The organism is Stenotrophomonas sp. YJH_SMC_58, from assembly GCF_059369635.1.
In genome coordinates this window covers 222,788-242,828 of record NZ_JCAFSW010000003.1, presented here as the reverse complement: position 1 = coordinate 242,828, position 20,041 = coordinate 222,788, and the positions used below count along the sequence as shown (strand labels likewise).

The 20,041-nt window shown below is 67.5% G+C and carries 21 protein-coding genes and 2 tRNA genes; 5 read left to right on the top strand and 18 right to left on the bottom strand.

Annotated elements, in window-relative coordinates; genetic code table 11:
* Positions 1 to 201 precede the first annotated feature (201 nt).
* From AC5P68_RS05770 to AC5P68_RS05745, 6 genes are all read right to left on the bottom strand, one after another.
* Positions 202 to 1,407, bottom strand: coding sequence for a CynX/NimT family MFS transporter (locus AC5P68_RS05770; protein ID WP_033832954.1), 1,206 nt, complete (start codon positions 1,405 to 1,407; stop codon positions 202 to 204).
* A gap of 220 nt (positions 1,408 to 1,627) precedes the next feature.
* Positions 1,628 to 1,704, bottom strand: a tRNA-Pro gene (locus AC5P68_RS05765).
* A 141-nt stretch (positions 1,705 to 1,845) separates the two neighbouring features.
* A tRNA-Pro gene (locus AC5P68_RS05760) sits at positions 1,846 to 1,922 on the bottom strand.
* 55 nt (positions 1,923 to 1,977) lie between these two features.
* On the bottom strand, positions 1,978 to 2,094 hold the full coding sequence (cydX, locus tag AC5P68_RS05755) for a cytochrome bd-I oxidase subunit CydX (RefSeq protein ID WP_005410354.1): 117 nt from the start codon (positions 2,092 to 2,094) through the stop codon (positions 1,978 to 1,980).
* A 58-nt stretch (positions 2,095 to 2,152) separates the two neighbouring features.
* Positions 2,153 to 3,304, bottom strand: coding sequence for a cytochrome d ubiquinol oxidase subunit II (gene cydB / locus AC5P68_RS05750; RefSeq protein WP_033832953.1), 1,152 nt, complete (start codon positions 3,302 to 3,304; stop codon positions 2,153 to 2,155).
* A gap of 15 nt (positions 3,305 to 3,319) precedes the next feature.
* The gene (locus tag AC5P68_RS05745) at positions 3,320 to 4,909 is read right to left on the bottom strand and encodes a cytochrome ubiquinol oxidase subunit I (RefSeq protein WP_005410352.1); all 1,590 of its coding nucleotides are present in this window, start codon (positions 4,907 to 4,909) and stop codon (positions 3,320 to 3,322) included.
* Positions 4,910 to 5,137: 228 nt separating this feature from the next.
* On the opposite strand from AC5P68_RS05745, the gene cydD reads away from it, so the two are divergent.
* Positions 5,138 to 6,883, top strand: coding sequence for a thiol reductant ABC exporter subunit CydD (gene cydD / locus AC5P68_RS05740; protein ID WP_033832951.1), 1,746 nt, complete (start codon positions 5,138 to 5,140; stop codon positions 6,881 to 6,883).
* Positions 6,880 to 8,553: a thiol reductant ABC exporter subunit CydC gene (gene cydC / locus AC5P68_RS05735; protein WP_049432744.1), complete on the top strand. Its 1,674-nt coding sequence runs from the start codon at positions 6,880 to 6,882 to the stop codon at positions 8,551 to 8,553. Before cydD ends, cydC begins: the two co-directional genes overlap by 4 nt.
* A 92-nt stretch (positions 8,554 to 8,645) precedes the next feature.
* On the opposite strand, the gene AC5P68_RS05730 is transcribed toward cydC, so the two are convergent.
* The 11 genes from AC5P68_RS05730 to ccmA all read right to left on the bottom strand — a co-directional run bounded on the left by AC5P68_RS05730 (position 8,646) and on the right by ccmA (position 16,952).
* Positions 8,646 to 8,990 carry a DUF1294 domain-containing protein gene (locus tag AC5P68_RS05730; RefSeq protein ID WP_049402647.1) on the bottom strand — a complete coding sequence of 115 codons (345 nt, stop codon included), beginning with the start codon at positions 8,988 to 8,990 and terminating at the stop codon, positions 8,646 to 8,648.
* Complete coding sequence (metX, locus tag AC5P68_RS05725; RefSeq protein ID WP_111173144.1) at positions 8,990 to 10,102, bottom strand: homoserine O-acetyltransferase MetX; 1,113 nt, start codon at positions 10,100 to 10,102, stop codon at positions 8,990 to 8,992. Before metX ends, AC5P68_RS05730 begins: the two co-directional genes overlap by 1 nt.
* Before the next feature lie 148 nt (positions 10,103 to 10,250).
* A complete protein-coding gene (locus AC5P68_RS05720) occupies positions 10,251 to 11,240 on the bottom strand; it encodes a tetratricopeptide repeat protein (protein WP_231522874.1) in 990 nt (329 codons plus the stop codon).
* The gene (locus AC5P68_RS05715; RefSeq protein ID WP_005413991.1) at positions 11,234 to 11,683 is read right to left on the bottom strand and encodes a cytochrome c-type biogenesis protein; all 450 of its coding nucleotides are present in this window, start codon (positions 11,681 to 11,683) and stop codon (positions 11,234 to 11,236) included. Before AC5P68_RS05715 ends, AC5P68_RS05720 begins: the two co-directional genes overlap by 7 nt.
* Before the next feature lie 4 nt (positions 11,684 to 11,687).
* Positions 11,688 to 12,305, bottom strand: a complete 618-nt coding sequence (locus tag AC5P68_RS05710) for a DsbE family thiol:disulfide interchange protein (RefSeq protein ID WP_005410345.1) — start codon at positions 12,303 to 12,305, stop codon at positions 11,688 to 11,690.
* 8 nt (positions 12,306 to 12,313) lie between these two features.
* Positions 12,314 to 14,233, bottom strand: a complete 1,920-nt coding sequence (locus tag AC5P68_RS05705) for a heme lyase CcmF/NrfE family subunit (protein WP_414498084.1) — start codon at positions 14,231 to 14,233, stop codon at positions 12,314 to 12,316.
* On the bottom strand, positions 14,234 to 14,695 hold the full coding sequence (gene ccmE / locus AC5P68_RS05700) for a cytochrome c maturation protein CcmE (protein ID WP_005410343.1): 462 nt from the start codon (positions 14,693 to 14,695) through the stop codon (positions 14,234 to 14,236). It abuts the gene before it with no gap.
* Entirely contained in the window at positions 14,692 to 14,880 is a 189-nt protein-coding gene (locus AC5P68_RS05695) for a heme exporter protein CcmD (protein ID WP_414498083.1), read from the bottom strand. The genes ccmE and AC5P68_RS05695 overlap by 4 nt, the downstream gene beginning before the upstream one ends.
* Positions 14,877 to 15,647, bottom strand: a complete 771-nt coding sequence (gene ccmC / locus AC5P68_RS05690) for a heme ABC transporter permease CcmC (RefSeq protein WP_033832945.1) — start codon at positions 15,645 to 15,647, stop codon at positions 14,877 to 14,879. The genes AC5P68_RS05695 and ccmC overlap by 4 nt, the downstream gene beginning before the upstream one ends.
* A 43-nt stretch (positions 15,648 to 15,690) precedes the next feature.
* On the bottom strand, positions 15,691 to 16,386 hold the full coding sequence (ccmB, locus tag AC5P68_RS05685) for a heme exporter protein CcmB (RefSeq protein WP_005410340.1): 696 nt from the start codon (positions 16,384 to 16,386) through the stop codon (positions 15,691 to 15,693).
* Positions 16,383 to 16,952 carry a heme ABC exporter ATP-binding protein CcmA gene (ccmA, locus tag AC5P68_RS05680; RefSeq protein ID WP_414498087.1) on the bottom strand — a complete coding sequence of 190 codons (570 nt, stop codon included), beginning with the start codon at positions 16,950 to 16,952 and terminating at the stop codon, positions 16,383 to 16,385. The genes ccmB and ccmA overlap by 4 nt, the downstream gene beginning before the upstream one ends.
* 247 nt (positions 16,953 to 17,199) lie before the next feature.
* Here ccmA and AC5P68_RS05675 point away from each other — a divergent pair, with 247 nt between their 5' ends.
* From AC5P68_RS05675 to AC5P68_RS05665, 3 genes are all read left to right on the top strand, one after another.
* A complete protein-coding gene (locus AC5P68_RS05675; RefSeq protein ID WP_414498082.1) occupies positions 17,200 to 18,348 on the top strand; it encodes a pyridoxal phosphate-dependent aminotransferase in 1,149 nt (382 codons plus the stop codon).
* Between the two features lie 13 nt (positions 18,349 to 18,361).
* Positions 18,362 to 19,168, top strand: coding sequence for an amidohydrolase (locus tag AC5P68_RS05670; protein WP_414498081.1), 807 nt, complete (start codon positions 18,362 to 18,364; stop codon positions 19,166 to 19,168).
* 103 nt (positions 19,169 to 19,271) lie between these two features.
* Positions 19,272 to 19,706, top strand: a complete 435-nt coding sequence (locus AC5P68_RS05665) for a hypothetical protein (protein WP_005410336.1) — start codon at positions 19,272 to 19,274, stop codon at positions 19,704 to 19,706.
* On the opposite strand, the gene AC5P68_RS05660 is transcribed toward AC5P68_RS05665, so the two are convergent.
* On the bottom strand, positions 19,693 to 19,986 hold the full coding sequence (locus tag AC5P68_RS05660; protein ID WP_005413984.1) for a hypothetical protein: 294 nt from the start codon (positions 19,984 to 19,986) through the stop codon (positions 19,693 to 19,695). The two genes, AC5P68_RS05665 and AC5P68_RS05660, sit on opposite strands and share 14 nt — an antisense overlap.
* Positions 19,987 to 20,041 lie beyond the last annotated feature (55 nt).

Genomic DNA, 20,041 nt, shown 5'->3' with positions numbered 1-20,041 from the left:
TGCAATGTCTTGTCTGAAACGAGAGTCCCCCGCACACCGAATGGCGGCCTGGGCGGCGCTGCCGCCCCCATGCCCGATGCCGGCACGCGGCAAGGATGGGCATTCGTGGGCACTATCCGCCCGGAATTGTCAGCCCGGTGTCAAAATGCGCAGACGGGCTGACGAGCGGTAGGTAGGGCGGGTTGCGAGGCCCTGCGCGGCTTACCAGAGGTCTTCCAGCTTGCGCGGCTTGCAGGCCACCCAGGAGGCGCACAGCATCAGGGTGGCGCAGCCGAACAGGAAGCTGAACGGGAGCGTCCAGCCGTTGCTGACCGTATGCAGCCAGCCGACCAGGAACGGCCCCAGGCAGCTGAAGCTGTAACCCACGCCCTGCATGAAGCCGGACAGTGCCGCCGAGCCGGTGGGGGTGCGCGTGCGCAGGTTGATCAGGGTCAGCGCCAGCGGGAAGGTGGATGGACCGACGCCGAGCAGGCACGCCCACAGCAGGGGGGCCTTCATCGGTGCCAGCAGCAGGCCGGTGAAGGCGATCACGAACGAGAAGAAACCGATCAGCACCAGCGGGAACGGGTTCTGCATGCGAACTGCCATGGACGGAATGACCAGCGACGGCAGCAGCCCGAGCGCCGAGAACACCGCCACCATCACGCCACCAAAGGCCGGTGTGCCGCCGGCCTCGACCACGATGCGTGGCAGCCAGGTGAACATCGAATAGGTCATCAGCGAAGTCATGCCGAACATCAGCGTCATGCTCCAGCCCAGTGAGGTGCGCCAGACTTTCCCATGCGGCTGTGCGGCCGGGTCGGTGGCATCTGCCTGCGGCTTCGGTGCGCGCCTGGCCAGAACCAGCCACGGCAATGCTGCGGCCAGTGCCAGCAGTGCCCACATGCCCAGCGACACGCGCCAGCCTGCGGCGTTGGCCACCGGCACCGCCAGCAGCGCCGGCAGCATTGTGCCCAGCTGCAGCACGCTGATGTAGAGCGTGCTCATGGTGCCGACCTTGTTGGCGAAATAGCGCTTCACCAGCGGCGGCACCACCACGTTGCCGATGCCCATGCCGGCCAGTGCCACCACCGAACCCAACAGCAGCGTGCCGACGTTGCCGGCGCTGGAACGCAGCAGCAGGCCGGCCATCGCCATCACCATCGCCAGCAGCGTGGTGCGCTCCAGGCCCAGGCGCCGCGCCAGCGCCGGCGTGGCCACGCCGAACAGTGCGAACGACGCGGTCGGCAGCATGCCCAGCACGCCGGTCATGGTGGTACCGAAACCGAACTGCTGGCCGAGCACGTCCAGCAGCGGGGTGATCGAGGTGACCGCGGTGCGCAGGTTGATCGCTGCCAGCAGGATCGCGGCGAATGCGAGGACGCGGCCGTGCAGCAGCGACGGCGAATCGGAAGTGGAGGAACTCATCGGTGGTCCTTGCAGGTGTCGCACGCCGGGGCAGTGGCATGCAGCGCCGGCATCGGTCTACGCCGAAGCGGCAGGTGGGGGAGGGCTGCTGGCGGGCCGGCAGCGCGGCCATTGTACGTGCGGGCTCCGGCAAGGTCCCGTCATGCGGGCGGCCAGGTGCCTGATACAAAAAAACCCGGAGGACAGTGATGTCTTCCAGGCTTCTTGGTGACCACCGAAGTGGTCGGGGAGACAGGATTCGAACCTGCGACCTCTACGTCCCGAACGTAGCGCTCTACCAGACTGAGCTACACCCCGAAGGGAGCCGCCTATTCTAGCGATTCACCCCGATGGCGGCAAGGGGGGGAATGCTGTTTTCTTCACACTGCCGAAGCAGTGCCACTTCAGGGAACAAAAAAGCCTGGACGACTTCACCAGGCTTCAATGCGACCACGTGAGTGGTCGGGGAGACAGGATTCGAACCTGCGACCTCTACGTCCCGAACGTAGCGCTCTACCAGACTGAGCTACACCCCGAAGGAGCCGCCTAAGATACCGTGTGAAGGCCAAGGCGGCAAGGCTTTTTTACAGCTCAGCGACGATTTTCCTTCTCGATGCGGTTCTGCTCGCGGGCTTCGAACCACATGCCGTTGAGGATGGCCACCGTCGAGGCGAGGCCGGCACCGAGAATCCAGGCGAAATACCACATGATCAGTCTCCTTCATTCCGGGTAGGTGCCGACCGTTGGTCGGCACACGTGCAAGCAATCAGTACGCGTTCGGGTTGTTGCCCATCTCTTCGGTGGTGGTCTTGCCCTTCAGCACGCGGTACACCCAGGTGGTGTAGGCGAGGATGATCGGCAGGAACACCGCCGTGGCCAGCAGCATGATCCACAGGGTCAGGTGGCTGGACGAGGCGTCCCACACGGTCAGGCTGGAGGTGGGCTGGCTCGAGGACGGCAGCAGGAACGGGAAGATCGCAAAGCCGACGGTCAGGATGATGCCGGCGATGGCGGCCCCCGAGGCGATGAAGGCCGAGCCGCCGCGACGGGCCCGCAGCAGTACCGCACTGGCCAGCAGGCCGGCCAGGCCCAGCAGCGGCGCCAGGATCGTGGCCGGCATGGCGCTGTAGTTGCGCATCCAGCCACCGGCGGCGCCGAGTTCGGCGGTCTTCAGCAGCGGATTGGTGGCGCCGTCGGTGACCACCTGCGAGGTGATCTGGTAACCCGGCAGGCCGAAGGCCACCCAGGCACCGCCCACCGCGAACAGCACGAAGGCGATGATCGCGGCGATGCTGCCGAAACGGGCCGCACGTTCGGCCACCGGGCCGTCGGTCTTCAGCACCAGCATGGCGGCACCGTGGGCGACCAGCATCGACACGCTGAGCAGGCCGGCCAGCAGCGCGAAGGGCATCAGCAGGCCGAAGAACGAGCCGGTGTAGAAGATGCGCATGCTGTCATCGAAGTGGAACGGCACGCCCAGCACCACGTTGCCCACCGCCACGCCCATGATCAGCGCCGGGATGAAGCCACCGATGAACAGCGCCCAGTCCCAGGTGTTGCGCCAGCGCTCGCTGGGCATCTTGCTGCGGAACTTGAAGCCGACCGGTCGCAGGATCAGCGCGAACAGGATCACGAACATCGCCAGGTAGAACCCGGAGAAGCTGACCGCGTAGAGCGGCGGCCATGCGGCGAAGATCGCGCCGCCGCCCAGGATCAGCCACACCTGGTTGCCTTCCCATACCGGACCGATGGTATTGATCACCAGCCGGCGCTCGGCGTCGTTGCGGGCGACGAAGGGCAGCAGGGTGCCCACGCCCAGGTCGAAACCATCCATCACGGCGAAACCGATCAGCAGGATGCCGAGCAGCAGCCACCAGATCACGCGCAGCGTGGTGTAGTCCAGAAGAATGAAATCCATCTTGGTTCTCCTGCCTCAGGCCTGGCCGGCGGCCGGCGCCGAGGCATTGTGGGAAGCATGCGGCTGGGGCGACTGCAGTGACGGCAGCACCTCGTCCGGACCCTTGCGGATCGCCTTGAGCATCAGCTTGATCTCGACCACGATCAGCGCGGTGTAGATGGCAGTGAAGCCGGCCAGGGTCAGCACGATTTCATGCAGGGCCAGCCCCGATGCTGCATAGAAGGTCGGCAGCACGCCATCGACCGCCCACGGCTGGCGACCATACTCGGCCACGAACCAGCCGCACTCGATCGCGATCCACGGTGCCGGCAGCGTCCACAGGGCCAGCTTGAGGAACCAGCGCTTGTCCTGGAAATTGTTGCGGCAGGAGTAGTAGAAGGCCAGGGCGAAGAAAGCGATGAGGTAGAAGCCGAGGCCGGCCATCACGCGGAAGGTCCAGAACAACGGCATCACGCGCGGCACCGTATCCATCGCCGCCTGCGAGATTTCCTGCGGGGTGGCGTTGAGGATGTCATCGCGATAGCGCTTGAGCAGCAGGCCGTGGCCCAGGTCCTGCCAGTGACGGTCGAACATCTCGCGCGCTTCAACGTCGTTCTTGTTGGCGCGCAGGCGTTCCAATGCACCGTAGGCCAGCTGGCCGCCACGCACGCGGTGTTCGGCGCGCTCGACCAGTTCCAGGATGCCGGGAATCGGCTGGTTCAACGAGCGGGTGGCGATCAGGCCCATCAGGTAGGGGATCTTCACCGCGTAGTCGTTCTGGTGAGTCTCCTGGTTCGGGATGCCGAAGGCGGTGAAGTCGGCCGGCGCACGCTCGGTCTCCCACATCGCTTCGATCGCGGCCAGCTTCATCTTCTGGTGTTCGCTGGCGGCGTAACCGCTCTCGTCACCCAGCACGACCACCGACAGCGATGACAGCAGGCCGAACGCCGCGGCCACCGCAAACGAACGACGGGCCAGGTCCTTGTGCTTGTTGCGCAGCAGGAACAGCGCGCTGATCGCCATCACGAACACCGCACCGGTCACGTAGCCGGCGCTGACGGTGTGCACGAACTTGGCCTGCGCCACCGGGTTGAACACCACCGCCATGAAGTCGACCACTTCCATGCGCATGGTTTCCGGGTTGAACACCGCACCGGTCGGGTTCTGCATCCAGCCATTGGCCACCAGGATCCAGATCGCCGACAGGTTGGTCCCCAGCGCCATCAGCCAGGTCACCATCAGGTGCTTGACCTTGCTCAGGCGGTTCCAGCCGAAGAAGAACAGGCCGACGAAGGTCGCTTCCAGGAAGAACGCCATCAGGCCTTCGATGGCCAGTGGCGCACCGAAGATGTCACCCACGTAGTGGCTGTAGTAGGACCAGTTCATGCCGAACTGGAATTCCATGACGATGCCGGTGGCAACGCCCATGGCGAAGTTGATGCCGAACAGGACGCCCCAGAACAGGGTCATCCTGCGCCAGATCTCCTTGCCGGTCATCACATACACGCTCTCCATGATGGCCACCATGAAGGACAGGCCGAGGGTGAGCGGTACGAATAGGAAGTGGTACATCGCGGTCAGCGCGAATTGCAGCCGCGACAGTTCTACGACTGTCTGATCAATCATGGCCTGGCTACCTCGTTGGATAGTGCCGTTGCAGGTGGCGGGAAGGGTGGTCTACGACGTGAATGATGTGACCGACTACTTCAAACAGCCTTGATCCAGATCAATGTATGAACAGGTGCCCCGGTTGATCGTATGCCAACCTGATGAAGACTGCGACCGCCGGCCGCAGGGGCGGGCTATTGCCTGCGCCTACAATGCCGTGTCTCCCCCGTTGCCCGTGAAGACCTCTTGAGCGCTGCCGAAACGACCCCTGACGGCCTGTCCCCGGAAGCTGAAACCGCCCGCCAGCGGCGTGTGCGCACGGCCTGGCTGGCCGACCTGGCACGCTCCGCCCGGGGCCGCCAGCGCCTGGCCGCGCTGTGCATCAGCCTGTCCGGCGCACTGTTGATCGGCCAGGCTGCCGCCATCGCCTGGCTGGTGCAGCAGGTGCTGGTGGAGCGCGTGCCGCTGGCCTCTGGCCTGCCGGTGCTGGCGGGATTGGCGGTGATCCTGGTGCTGCGCACCCTGCTGGGCAGCGCCACCCAGGCCGCCGCCGGTGACGTGGCCGACGCCGCACGCCTGGCATTGCGCGAACGCGTGTTCGCACGCCTGCTGGGCCACGGCCCACTGTGGCTGCGGCAGCGCCGCACCGGCGAACTGGGCGAACTGATGCTGCATCACGGTGATGCGATCGAGAGCTATTACAGCGGCTTCCTGCCGGTGCGCACTGAAGTGGTGGTGGTGCCGCTGCTGATCCTGGCCGCGGTGGCCTGGGTGGACTGGGTGGTGGCGCTGATCCTGCTGTTCACCGCGCCACTGGTGCCGTTCTTCATGATGCTGGTGGGCTGGGGCGCCGAAGCGGCCGGCCGTGCGCAGCTGGATGAGCTGGCACGCATGAGCGGCCATTTCGCCGACCGCATCAAGGGCCTGGGCCTGCTGCGCCTGTATGGCCGCGGTGACGCCGAGCTGGAGGGTATCGAGGCCGCCGCTGAAGGCGTGCGCGTGCGCACGCTGAAGGTGCTGCGGATTGCCTTCCTGTCGTCCACGGTGCTGGAATTCTTCGCCTCGGTGAGCGTGGCGATGGTGGCGCTGTACCTGGGCCTGAGCTATCTGGGCATGATGTCGCTGCATGCAGCGGTGCCGACGCTGGGTGCGGGGCTGTTCTGCCTGCTGCTGGCACCGGAATTCTATGCGCCGCTGCGACGGCTGGCCGCGCACTACCATGATCGCGCCAATGCACTGGCCGCCGCCGCCGAAGTGGAGCGCCTGCTGCAGTCGCTGCCCGATGAGCAGGGCCTGGTCGAGAACGAGGTTGCACCGCTGGCGGTGGAGCCGGCCGAGGCCGCCTTGCCGCCGCTGCAGGCACAAGGGCTGGTGCTGCGCCCGCTGGGCGCGCCGCAGGATGTGCTGCAGGATCTGGACCTGCGGCTGGAGCCGGGCCAGCGCCTGGCCCTGGTTGGTCCCAGCGGTTCCGGTAAAAGCACTCTGCTGGAAGCGCTGGCCGGCTGGCTGCCGCCGCGCGCCGGCAAGCTGCAGCTGCGTCCCGGTGTGCAGGTGGCCTATGCCAGCCAGCGCCCCTACCTGTTCCACGGCAGCATTGCCGACAACCTGCGGCTGGCCGATCCGGGTGCCAGCGATGCGCGTCTTCGTGCGGTGGCCGAGGCCGCGCAGGTGCTGCAGTTCGCGCAGCGCCTGCCACAGGGCCTGGACACGGTGATCGGCGAACGTGGCTTCGGCCTGTCCGGTGGTGAGGCGCGTCGCATCGGCCTGGCCCGCCTGCTGCTGCGTGATCCGCAGGTGCTGCTGCTGGACGAACCCACCGCGTTCCTGGATGCCGATACCGAAGCGGCATTGCTGCGCAGCCTGGCCGCATATGCACGTGGCCGCAGCGTGGTGGTCGCCACCCACAGCCCGGCGGTGATCGCCTGGGCCGATCGTTGCCTGCTGCTGCCGGAAGGCCGCCTGGTGGAACCGGCACAGGCGGTGCGCGCATGAGCCGTTCACCTGATTCGTTGCGTGCGGTGTTCCTGCGCCATCGGCCGCGCCTGCTGCTGACCGTGCTGCTGCTGTGGACCACCATGCTGGCCGGCACCGCATTGCTTGGCCTGTCCGGTGGCTTCCTCACCGCCGCCGCGTTGGCTGGGGCGGCCGGCCTCGGCCAAGGCTTCAACTTCTTCTCACCGTCCGCGGGTATACGCGGGCTGACGATGGCGCGCATCGTGTCGCGCTACTTCGAGAAGCTGGTCGGCCACGACGCCACGCTGCGCATCGCCCGGGACCTGCGCGTGTGGTTCTTCCGCCGCGCGTTGCCGCTGGCACCCGCACGGTTGGGGGCTACGCGCACCGGCGACCTTCTGGCGCGCCTGCTCGGCGACATTGGTGAAGTGGACGGCCTGCTGGTGCGTGCGATCGGGCCGCTGGTGGCGTTGGGCGGATTGTCGCTGGTCGCGATCGTTTCGGCAGCACTGATCCTGCCGTCGGCTGCGGTGCTGCTGGCGGTGCTGGCGCTGCTGATAGCCTTCGGCGTGCCGTGGCTGGGCGTGCGTGGCCATGACGACGAAGAGGCCGACCGTGCCGCGCATCGTGCCGCATTGCGTACCGCCGCATTCGAAGGGCTGGAAGGTGCGGGTGACCTGGCCGCGCTGCATGCCGATGCAGCGTGGCAGCTGAAGGTGCGCGTGGCAGCCAAGCAGCTGGCCTCGCGTGACCGCCGCCGCCGCTGGCGCCTGATCGCGGCCTCGACCCTGCACGGCCTGGTGGCGGGGCTGGGCCTGGTGGCGATGCTGGCGTTGGCCCTGCACGCGGCCGAGCAGCAGCGCATCGCACCGGAAATGGCCGCAGGTTTGGTGTTCCTCACCGTGGCGCTGGTCGAGCTGTGGGCCGGCATGGGCCTGGCCTGGCAGTCGCTGCAGTCCGGGCGCATTGCCGCCGATCGCCTGCAGGCGATCGTCGAGCAACCGCCGACGGTGGACGATCCGCAGGCGCCACAGGTGGTGCCGCCGGCTGCGCGCGTGCATTGGGATGACGTGCATTTCCAATGGCCAGGCGGCGCGCGGCCGGTGTTGTCCGGCCTGCAGCTGACCCTGGCGCCAGGCGAACGCATCGCCATCCGTGGAGACAGCGGCAGCGGCAAGACCACGCTGTCGAGCCTGCTGCTGCGGTTGTGGGATCCGCAGCAGGGACGGCTGACCTACGGTGGCCGCGACCTGCGTGATTTCGCCCAGGCCGACTGGCACCGGCAACTGGCGTGGCTGCCGCAGAACGCGCCGGTGTTTGCCGGCAGCGTGGCCGAGAACCTGCGGTTGGGTGATCCCGATGCCAGCGACGCCGCGTTGTGGGCGGTGCTGCGCCGCGTGCGCCTGGGCGAATGGGCCGAGCGCAACGGCGGCCTGCAGGCCTGGGTGGGCGAGAACGGCGCGACGATGTCGGCCGGGCAGGCGCGGCGGTTGGCGTTGGCCCGTGCACTGCTGCGCAATGCGCCGATCCTGTTGCTGGACGAACCGACCGAAGGCCTCGACGTGGATACCGCACGCGCGCTGCTGCAGGACCTTTCCGGTTTGCTGGACGGGCGCAGCCTGTTGATGATCACCCACGACGACCTGCCCGAAGGCGTGGTTGATGCGCAGTACCGGTTGCGCGACGGGGCTCTGGTACGCGAAGCGTGAACCGGTAGTGCCGGCCGCTGGCCGGCAACCTCATGGCGCTTGATACGGACACGGAATTGCCGGCCAGCGGCCGGCACTACCGATTGCGAGGGTTACCGCGAGAACTCGCGCAGCATCACCGCGATCGAGGCCACGTTGGCCAGCACGCACAACCAGAACACCCCCTGGAATGCGGCCTTGCGGTGCTTGTGTCGGAACAGCGCCTGGCCCAGCAGCGCGCCCGGCCAGCCACCGGCAAAGGCCAGCAGTTGCAGGGTGCGTTCGGGAATGCGCCATTGCTTTCGCTGCGCCGCGCGCTTGTCCTGGCCGTACAGCGCGAACGACACCGCGCTGGCCAGCATGCACCAGCCACCCAGCCACAGCGGCAGCACACCGCTGACCATCAGCGCGATCAACGCGCCAAACGCGGCGAGCGCCAGGTTGCGCCGCCAAGCCACTACAGCGCGTCGAGGAAGCCGCGCACGGCGGGGCCGAAACGATCGAAGTCGACCAGGAAGGCGTCGTGACCCTGCGGTGACTCCAATCCGATGAAATGGGCGTCGGCGCCTCCGGCACGCAGGCCATCGGCGACCTGTTGCTGCTGCTGCACCGGGAACAGGATGTCGGTGTTGGCGCCGATCGCCAGCGCCTTCTCCACCCGGATCTTCGCCAGCCCAGCCAGCACATCGCCATCGGCGTACTCGGCCAGGTCGAACCAGTCCATCGAGCGGCTCAGGTACAGATAGCAGTTGGGGTCGAAGAAACGCACGAAGCGCCGTGCGTGGCCTTCCAGGTAACTTTCCACCTGGAATTCGAGGCCGAACGGATCGTCGTCGGTCTGGTCCGAATCCAGCCGCACGCGGCCAAAGCGGCCATCCCATTCCAGTGCCGAACGGTAGGTGATCACGCCCAGCTTGCGCGCCATGCGCATGCCGGACTCGGGATATGCGTCGTCGTCGTAGTGGCCGCCATTCCAGCGTGGATCAAGGCGGATCGCCTCGCGCTGCAGTGAGCGGATCGCGATGGAGAACGGCAGCGCCTGCGCACTGCCGGAAATGTTGACGTGGCTGCGCGCAATGCCCGGGTGCAGCATCAGCACGGCCAACGCGGTCATGCCGCCCATCGAATTGCCGACCACGCAGGCAAGCTGTTCGATGCCCAGGGCGCGCACGACTTCGATCGCGGCGCGCGCGCCGTCTTCGATCGACAGCTCGGGGAAGTCGAGACGATACGGTTGGCTGGTGGCCGGGTTGAGCGAGGCCGGACCGGTCGAGCCCTTGCAGCTGCCCAGCGAGTTCACGCAGACCACGAACCAGCGGTCGGTATCGATCGCCTTGCCGGGTCCGACCATGCCTTCCCACCAGCCCGCTGCCGGGTTGGCGTCGTTGGCTGCCGCGTGTGCATCCGGCGAGAGGCCGGTCACGATCAGGATCGCGTTGCTGGCGTCGGCCGCCAGTGTTCCCCAGGTCTCATAGGCCACGCGCGCGCCGTGCAGGGCGCCGCCGCGCTTGAACGGGAAGGGCGAGGGCAGGGCGTGGAAGCGGGTGCCGGGCGGGATGAATTCGGTCATGCAGGCATTCTAGCGGGGCCGCATGTGGAGCTGGCGACACGCTGGTTTCCATCGGCGATGCAGGTAGTGCCGGCCCCTGGCCGGTAACCTCGCAGGCGCATCACGATTCATGAGGTTGCCGGCCAGCGGCCGGCACTACCGCGGCGCGTTACGGGAAGCGCAGCTCCACAACACCGTCGTGGGGCAGGCTCACCTTCACCGGTACGCTCTGCAGGTCATCCTCGCTGCGGTTGGCGCTGCCGGTGCGCGAGATGCGTGCCAGCACTTCCACTTCGCGATGGGCCGACAGCGGTGCGGTTGGCATCGGGCTGTCAGCGTCACCCAGCCCGACCGTGGCCGGGAATCCGGCCAAGGGCAGCTTGCGTGCGGCCACCGGCATCGGCGGTCCACCCGCGGCGCGGGCCAGCACGAATACCTGGGTGCTGGCCGGCCACTCGGTGCCCTTCAACGCAGGCAACTGCACGCGCACCTGCAACAGCGCCGGTGGCGCCGCAACGGCTGCACCGGACGGCTGACCGGCGGCTTCACGGGCGATGGCGATCTGCGCCTGCAGCGCCTGCGCGGCGCCGGGCTCAAGCCGTGGCAGCAGGCCGCTCCACACATCTGCGGCCTCGGCATTCTTTCCGCGCTGGCGCAGGGCGATACCCAGCAGCCAGCTGGCACGCTCGGCATCGGGCGCCAGCGCACGCGCCTGCTGCAGCCAGGCCATCGCCGTGTCATCGAACTGCTTGCCGGCATCGGCCTGGGCACGTGCCTGCGCCGCTTCCACCAGCACGCCGGGGTCTTCCGGGGCGAGAGTGGCGGCCCGCGCGAACGCGTCCGCCGCGGCTGCGGCATTGCCCAGTTCGGCTTGCGACCGGCCCAGCAGCGCCCAGCCATCGGCCCGCTGTGGGTCACGCTTCAGTGCATCCTGCAGGGCCTGCACGCCATCGCGCAGGGTGGCTACCGAAGGCGTCGGTTGCACCTGTGCTGCACGCGGATCACCGACCAGCAGGTACAGGCAGGCACCGGCCACGCCCAGTGCGAACACGCCGACCACGAAACCGCGGCGGCCAGAGTGGCGCAGCGGCCACAGCACCAGCGCTGCCATCAACGCAGCAACCAGACCGGCCAGCATCGGCAGCCAATGGCTCACCATCCGTCTCCTTCATCGGCCTTGCCGGCCGCTGCGGCGCCGACCGTACGGCCACGGCGGCGGACGATGCCCAGCACCACCAGAGCACCCGCACCGAGCATCAGCAGGGGACCGCCCCACAGCAGCCAGGTGCCCGGCTGCAATGGTGGCTGATAGAGCACGAACTCACCGTAGCGCGCGACCAGGAACTGCTTGATCTGCGCGTCGTCGTGGCCCTGCTGCATCAGCTGCAGCACCTCGCGGCGCAGGTCCTGCGCGATCTGCGCGTTGGAATCGGCCAGCGACTGGTTCTGGCACTGCACGCAGCGCAGCTGCGCAGCCAGGTCGTGGAAGCGGCGTTCTTCGGCGCCATCGCGGAACTGCAGCGGCTGCGGATCATGCAGCGGCTGCTGTGCCAGCGCGGCCAGCGGCAGCATCAGGAGCAGCAGCGCCAGCAGCCAGCGCATGGGCTCAGGGCGCCGTGTGCAACGTGCTGCCGGCATTGCCCTGGGCCTTCTCGATCTTCTCCAGCGCCGGGATCAGCTTCTCGTCGACCACGCGCTGGGTCATCGCACCGCTGTACTTCCAGCGCACGATGCCGCTGCCGTCGACAAGGAAGGTCTCCGGTGCAGCGGTCACGCCCCAGTCGATGGCGGTGCGGCCTTCAACATCACTGAGCACGACCATGAACGGGTTGCCCAGCTGCTCCAGCCAGTGCAGGGCATCGGTCGGCTCGTCCTTCCAGTTGTAGCCGATCACGCGCACGCGCTTGCTCTCGGCGAAACGGGTCAGCACCGGGTGTTCCTCGCGGCAGGCCGCGCACCAGCTGCCCCACACGTTCAACAGGTACGGCGCGCCACGCAGTTCGTCGCTGTGCACGATCATTTCCGGGTCGTGCAGCACCGGCAGCGCGAACGCTGGCGCCGGCTTGTCGATCAGCGCCGAGGGCAGCACGTCGCGCTGCGGATCACCCGATTTCATAACCCCGTAGATCATCAGCCCGAGCAGGCCGAAGAAAAACAGCACGCCGATCACGATGGCTACCGGCGGCAGCGGGCGGGAGGGGCGCGGGGCGGGGGACTCGGACATGGAAACTCCTACGGACGACGGAAACGGCGGTCGGCGGCGGCGATGAATCCGCCCAGGGCCATCAACAGCGCGCCCAGCCAGATCCAGCGCACGAACGGCTTGATGTGCACCCGTACCGCCCATGCATTGTTGCCCAGCGGCTCGCCCAATGCCACGTAGACATCGCCGTCGAAGCGTGCATCGATGCCGGCCTCGGTCATCACCTGGCCGCCGCTGGCGTACTGGCGCTTCTCCGGGTGCAGCAGGGCCAGTTCGCGGCCGTTGCGGAACACCCGCAGGTGACCGCGGTCGGCGATGAAATTGGGACCTTCGCGATGGTCCACGCCCTCGAAGCGCACTTCGTAGCGGCCGACCACCAGTTGCTGGCCAGGTGCCAGCGCCACTTCGCGCTGCACGTTCAGGGCTTCCACCAGCAACGCACCGGCCAGGAACACGGCGATGCCGGCGTGGGCGACGATCATGCCGAGCATCTCGGCGGTGAAGCGACCATTGCCACGCAGGCGCTGCCAGACGAAGCGTGCGGTACCGAATCCGACCCAGGCCGCGGCGGCGACACCGAGACCGGCCTTCCAGCCGTTCTGCGGCGCCTGCCACCAGGCCAGCGCGCCCAGCAGCACCGCCAGCCCCAGCCAGGGCGCCAGCAGGGCGAATGCACGCGAAGGTTGGTCGCGCTGCCACTTCACCAGCGGGCCGAACGGCAGCAGCAGGATCATCGGCGCCATCAGCAGCAGGAACAGGCTGCCGAAGTAGGGCGGGCCGACCGAGATCTTGCCCAGCGACAGCGCATCGGCCAGCAACGGATACAGCGTGCCGAGCAGCACCATCGCGCAGGCCGTGGCCAGCAGCAGGTTGTTGGCCAGCAGCAGGGTCTCGCGCGAGGTTGCGGTGAAGCCACGGCGCGGGTCGTCGGCGTCCACGCTCAGCTGGCTGGCGCGCAGCGCGTACAGCAGCAGGCTGCCGCCGACCAGCACCGACAGGAACACCAGGATGAACAGGCCGCGCGAGGGATCGGCGGCGAACGAATGCACGCTGGTCAGCACACCGGAGCGCACCAGGAAGGTCCCGAGCAGCGACAGCGCAAAGGCGGCGATCGCCAGCAGCAGGGTCCAGCTGCCGAACGTGCCGCGCTTTTCGGTGACGGCCTGCGAATGGATCAATGCCGCACCGACCAGCCAGGGCATGAAGCTGGCATTCTCCACCGGGTCCCAGAACCACCAGCCGCCCCAGCCCAGCTCGTAGTAGGCCCACCAGCTGCCCAGCGCGATGCCCAGGGTCAGGAAGCCCCAGGCGACGTTGGTCCACGGCCGCGTCCAGCGCAGCCAGCGCGCATCGATGCGCCCCTCCAGCAGGGCCGCCACCGCGAATGCGAACGGAACGGCGAAACCCACGTAACCGATGTACAGCATCGGTGGATGGATGATCAGCCCCGGGTCCTGCAGCAGTGGGTTGAGATCGCGCCCTTCCAGCGGCGCCGGGTTCAGGCGCAGGAACGGGTTGGAAGTGAATATCAGGAAGGCGAGGAAGCCAACGCTGACGATGCCCATCACCGCCAGTACGCGCGCCTGCACCGGTGCCGGCAGGTGCCGGGAGAACAGCGCCACCGCGCCGGTCCACAATGCCAGCACCAGCGCCCACATCAGCAGTGAGCCTTCATGCGCGCCCCAGACCGCCGAATAGCGGTAGATCATCGGAAGCAGCGAATTGGAGTTCTCGGCCACGTAGCGCACTGAGAAATCCTGCTGCACGAACGCGGCGGTCAGCACCGCGAACGCGCCGGCGAGCAGCAGCAGCTGCGCGAACGCGGCTGGCCGTGCGACCGCCATCCATGCCGTGTTGTTGCGATGTGCGCCGACCAGCGGCAGGCCGGCCTGCAGCAGCGAGGCCAGCAATGCGCACATCAGCAGGATCTGACCCAGTTCGGGCAGCACTCAGCGCACCTCGGGGGCCGTCACCGGCACATCGTGCTTGCGGTGGGCATCGCCCATCTTGTCGGCCACTTCCTTCGGCACGTACTTCTCATCGTGCTTGGCCAGCACTTCGTCGGCGACGAAGGTGCCGTCCTGCAGGCGGCCGCTGGCGACCACCGCCGTGCCTTCGGCGAACATGTCTGGCAGGATCCGCGAGGTGGTCACTGCCAGCTGCGCGTCGCCGTCGGTCACTTCGAAACGTGCTTCCAGCGAGCCGACCGGCCGATTGAAGGAGCCCTTCACCACCATGCCGCCCAAGCGGAAGCGCGACTGCGCATCGACATCGCCGCGCAGCACTTCCGAAGGCGTGTACAGATAGGCGATGTTGCGCTCCAGTGCCATCGCCACCAGCGCAGTGGCCAGCCCGGAGGCGAGCAGGGCCAGCAGCACCCATGCCAAGCGGCGACGCTGTACCGGGGTCATCGTTCCAGCTCCGTCGACAGCGGCGCAGCTGCGTCCGGCCTGCCGGCGCGGGTCTGCTGCCGCTGCTGGCGGGCCAGCGCCAGCCGGCGTGCCACGCGCAGGCGCAGCCACGAACCGAGGGCATCGGCGCTGAGTACCAGCACGAATACGGCGTAGGCGCCGATCACATAGGGCAGGTGGGTCATGGCTGGGCCTCCCGTGAGGCGCGCGCCGCATCGACACGGCCGCCGACCCAGGCCTTGCCGGCCTCGCGGTCGAGATTGTCGGCGCGGGCCTTGGCCAGCACCGAACCGGCGAACCAGAACTTGGTGCCGATCACCATCCACCACAGCGGCGCGATCATCGCGCTGCTGATTGCCGATTCACCGAACACGTTGATCGACTGGCGCTGGTGCAGGCCACCCCACCAGTCCACCGAATAGCGGATCACCGGCAGCAGGCTGACACCTACAATGGCCAGCAGGCCAGCGGCGCGCGCGGCGCTGCGGCGGTCCTCGATGGCGTGGTACAGGCCGATCACGCCCAGGTACAGGAACAGCAGTACCAGTTCGCTGGTCATGCGCGGGTCCCAGTCCCACCAGGTGCCCCAGGTGCCCTTGCCCCAGATGCTGCCGGTCAGCAGGGTGATCAGGGTGAAGCCGGCGCCCATCGGCGCGCAGGCCATGGCCAGGATCTCGCAGACCTTGATCCGCCAGATCAGCGCGATGGCGGCATACAGCGCCATCAGCGCGAACACGAACAGGCTCATCCAGGCACTGGGCACGTGGATGTAGAGGATGCGGAAGCTGTCCAGCTGCTTGGCTTCCGGCGGCACCACCAGCAGCGCCTGCCACATGCCGACCAGCAGCACCGGCACCGCCGCGAGGTAGAACACCCGCGACCAGCGGGCAGCGAAACGGTCGAACGTGGGAGGCGAACCGAGTTGGTGGAACCAGCGGACAATCGGATTCATGCGTGGCGGCTATCCAGCAGGGGTGGATTGGCTCTCAGCTCGGTCAACTTAGAGAAATACGTATTGCAGCGGCAGTGGCCAGCGGAGCCAGCACCAGCGCGAGCAGCAGGCCAGCGCCCAGCATCAGCAGCGCACCGACTGGATCCTGCCCGCGTCCGGCTGCCGCCAGGCTGCCGGCGCCGAACACAAGCACCGGCACGTACAGCGGCAGCGACAGCAGCGCCACGAGAATACCAGAGCGTCGGATGCCAACGGTCAGTGCGGCGACCACGCCACCGATCAGGCTCAGCAACGGCGTTCCCAGCAGCAACGATGCCAGCAACATCGGCAGCTGGTCATGCGGCAGATGCAGCATTTCGGCCAACAGCGGGCTGACCACGATCAGCGGCAGCGCAGTGGTCGCCCAGTGCAGGAGCACGCGCACCAGCACCAGCCAGGCCAGCGGCACCGGCGCCAGCAGCCACTGTTCCAGCGAGCCATCTTCGGCGTCGGAACGGAACAGTGAATCCAGCGACAGCTGTCCCGCCAGCAGCACGGCCAGCCACAGCACCGCGCCGGCGGTGGCGGCCAGCAGCTGTGGTTCGCGGCCTTGGGCCAGCGCGAACAGCACCACTACCAGCACCGCGAACAGCAGTGGTTGCAGCGCATCGCCGCGGCGGCGCCAGAGCAGGCGCAGGTCGCGCTTGAGCAGGGCGCCTGCGGTCTGCCACAGGCCTGGTTCGGTACCCGGCGCGATCATGCGGCACCGCCGAGGTCGAGCAGGCGGGTACGCACCGGCGGTGCGGCATAGGCGCCATGGGTGGTGACCAGCGCAGCGCCGCCGGCACGCAGGTGCGCCGAGATCATCCGGTTGACCAGGGTGATGCCCTCCAGGTCGAGGTTGGCATAGGGTTCGTCCAGCAGCCACAGCGGCGCCGGCGACAGCCAGATGCGTGCCAGTGCCAGCCGCCGCTTCTGCCCGGCGGACAGATGCCGAACGAGGGTGTCCTCATAACCGGCCAGGCCCACGATGGCCAGCGCGTTGCCGGGCATCTGCCGCGCACGCCGTCCATGCAGGCCGCACAGGAAGTGCAGGTTCTCCAGCGTGTCCAGGTCTGGCTTCAGGGCCGGCAGATGGCTGAGGTAGGCCACGTAGCGTGCACGTTCGGCATTGCTCGCCGGCTTGCCATCGATCCGCACCTGGCCGGCGCCGGGCCGGGCCAGGCCGGCCAGCACGCGCAGCAGGGTGGTCTTGCCGGCGCCATTGCCGCCCTGCACCAGCAGGGCTTCGCCGGCGTCCACATGGAAGTCCAGCGGGCCGAACACCGGCTCGTCATTGCGGGAGAAGCTCAGGCCGCTTGCGGCCAGCAATGCAGGGGTGTTCAAGGGGCAGGGGTCTTCATGCCGGAGTGCGATGGCAATTGTAGCGGTGAATGCCGATGGTAGTGCCGGCCGCTGGCCGGCAGATGCGACCCGGCGTCGCAGATCGTCCCAGGGGTGCTGGCCAGCGGCCGGCACTACCGACGCGCGGATTGCGTAAACTCGCAGGCCTGTTCCCCCACAGCCCAGGCCGATGCAACCGAACACCAAGCTGCCCAAGGTCGGTACCACGATCTTCACCGTGATGTCCCAGCTCGCCGCCGAACACGGCGCAGTCAACCTGGGCCAGGGTTTCCCGGACTTTTCGGCGCCGCAGCGCCTGATCGACGAGACCGCCAGGGCGATGGCCGCCGGGCTGAACCAGTACCCGCCGATGACCGGCGTGGCGCCGCTGCGCCAGGCCATCGCGCAGAAGGCGCTGGACTGCTACGGCGCGCAGGTCGATGCGGACAGCGAGATCACCGTCACCAGTGGCGGTACCGAGGCCATCTTCAACGCCATCCACGCCGTGGTGCGTGCCGGCGAGGAAGTGATCGTGCTCGACCCGGCGTATGACTGCTATGAACCGGCGATCGACCTGGCCGGTGCCAAGGCCGTGCATGTGTCGCTGGATCCGCAGACCTTCGCGGTCGACTGGGACCGCGTGCGTGCGGCGATCACCCCGCGCACCCGCATGCTGATCGTCAACACCCCGCACAACCCGTCCGGCGCGATGCTGTCGGCGCAGGACATGCAGGCACTGGCCGAGCTGCTGCGTGGCACGCAGATCTATCTGATCTCCGATGAGGTGTACGAACACATCATCTACGACGGCCGCCGCCATGAATCGGCGCTGCGCTACCCGGAACTGCGCGAGCGCGCGTTCGTCATCTCCAGCTTCGGCAAGACCTATCACTGCACCGGCTGGAAGATCGGCTATGCGATCGCACCGCCGGCACTGACCGCCGAGTTCCGCAAGGTGCACCAGTACAACACCTTCACCAGCTTCGGCCCGGCGCAGTATGGCTTCGCCGCGATGATCCGCGACGAACCCGAACACCACCTGGAGCTGGGCGCGTTCTACCAGGCCAAGCGCGACCGTTTCCGCGAGCAGCTGGTCGGCACCCGCCTGAAGGCGCTGCCGGTCCCCGGCGGCTACTTCCAGCTGGTCGACTACTCGGCCATCAGCGACCTGCCGGACCATGAGTTCGTGAAGTGGCTGACCATCGAGAAGGGCGTGACCGCGATCCCGCTGTCGCCGTTCTACGAAAACCCGCCGGCCGGCCAGCGCCTGGTGCGCCTGTGCTTCGCCAAGAATGAAGCAACGATGGACGCGGCGATCGAACGCCTGCGCCTGCTCTGAGCGAGGCTTGAACATGCAGGACCTGCGCATTTCCCTCGTCCAGGGCGACACCCGCTGGCACGATCCGGCCGGCAACCGCGCCTACTACGGCGCGCTGCTGGCACCGCTGGCCGGCACCACCGACCTGGTGATCCTGCCGGAGACCTTCACCAGTGGTTTCTCCAACGACGCCATTGCCCAGGCCGAAGGCATGGACGGCCCGACCGTGGCCTGGGTGCGCGAACAGGCCAGGACCTTGAACGCGGCGGTGATCGGCAGCGTGCAGCTGCGCGACGGCGAGGGCGTCTACAACCGCCTGCTGCTCGCCACGCCCGATGGCGACCTGCAGTACTACGACAAGCGCCACCTGTTCCGTTACGGCGGCGAGCACGAGCGCTATGCCGCCGGTCGCGACCGCCTGAGCGTGGAATGGAAGGGCTGGCGGATCAATCCGCAGGTCTGCTACGACCTGCGTTTCCCGGTGTTCTGCCGCAACCGCTACAACGTGGAGCGTCCGCAGCAGCTGGATTTCGACCTGCAGATCTTCGTCGCCAACTGGCCGTCGGCGCGCGCCTATGCGTGGAAGACCCTGCTGCGTGCGCGGGCGATCGAGAACCTGTGCTTCGTGGCGGCGGTGAACCGCGTCGGCGTCGATGGCAACCAGCTGCACTACGCAGGCGACAGCGCGGTGCTGGATTTCCTGGGCCAGCCGCAGGTGGAAATCCGCGAACGCGAACAGGTGGTCACCACCACCATCTCGGCCGAGGCGCTGGCCGCACACCGCGCGCGTTTCCCGGCGATGCTCGATGCCGATGCCTTCCACCTGGACGAACAGGCCTGAGCGACGGCCTGAACACTGCTGCACCAGCGCGTGCGCCTGCATCCAACGTGCACGCGCGCGCTGCTAGATTCGCCGGCAGTCCGACCGAACTGGAAGTCCTGCCATGAACAAGCCCTTCGCCCTGCTGCTTGCCCTGTCTGCCGCATCGCTGGCCCCGGCCGCGCACGCCGCTGGCAACCTCGACTGCGAGCTGCGCTACAACCTCTCTGGCTGGTCGCTGATCTACAAGACTGCATCCGGCAATGGCACGGTCACCTGCAGCAATGGCGCCAGCATGCCGGTGCGCATCCAGATGAAGGGCGGCGGCCTGACCGTGGGCAAGTCGAAGATCACCAACGGACGTGGCAGCTTCACCGGCGCAGTCAGCGTCAACGAGCTGCTGGGTACTTACGCCTCGGTGGGCGCGCATGCCGGTGCGGTGAAGTCCAGCAACGCGCAGGTGATGACCAAGGGCGACATCTCGCTGGCCCTGTCCGGTACCGGCAAGGGCTGGGATCTGGGCGTGGACGGCACCGCGTTCACCCTCAGCCGGCGCTGAGGCGCGACGGCGCGGCAGTTCCCCAGCTGATGCGGATGTAGTGCTGTTCGGAATCGCTCAACAACCGTTCGACACCGAAACCATTCTTCAGCAGCTGTGCGACCACATCTTCGACGAGCTGCTCGCTGGCCATCACCTGGCTGAAGCCGAACACGATGTAGCGGCGGCCATTTTCCGAGCCGATCTGGATAGCGTTGTCGAGATCGCGGTAGAACAGTTCGATCGGGCGCTTGGCGGCATCGACGTTGGCGCGGGCCTGTTCGGCGGTGATGGTGATCATGGGCATCTGCCTTGTGTGGGAGCGCGCGCACGATAGCCAGCAACCGGATGTGAAT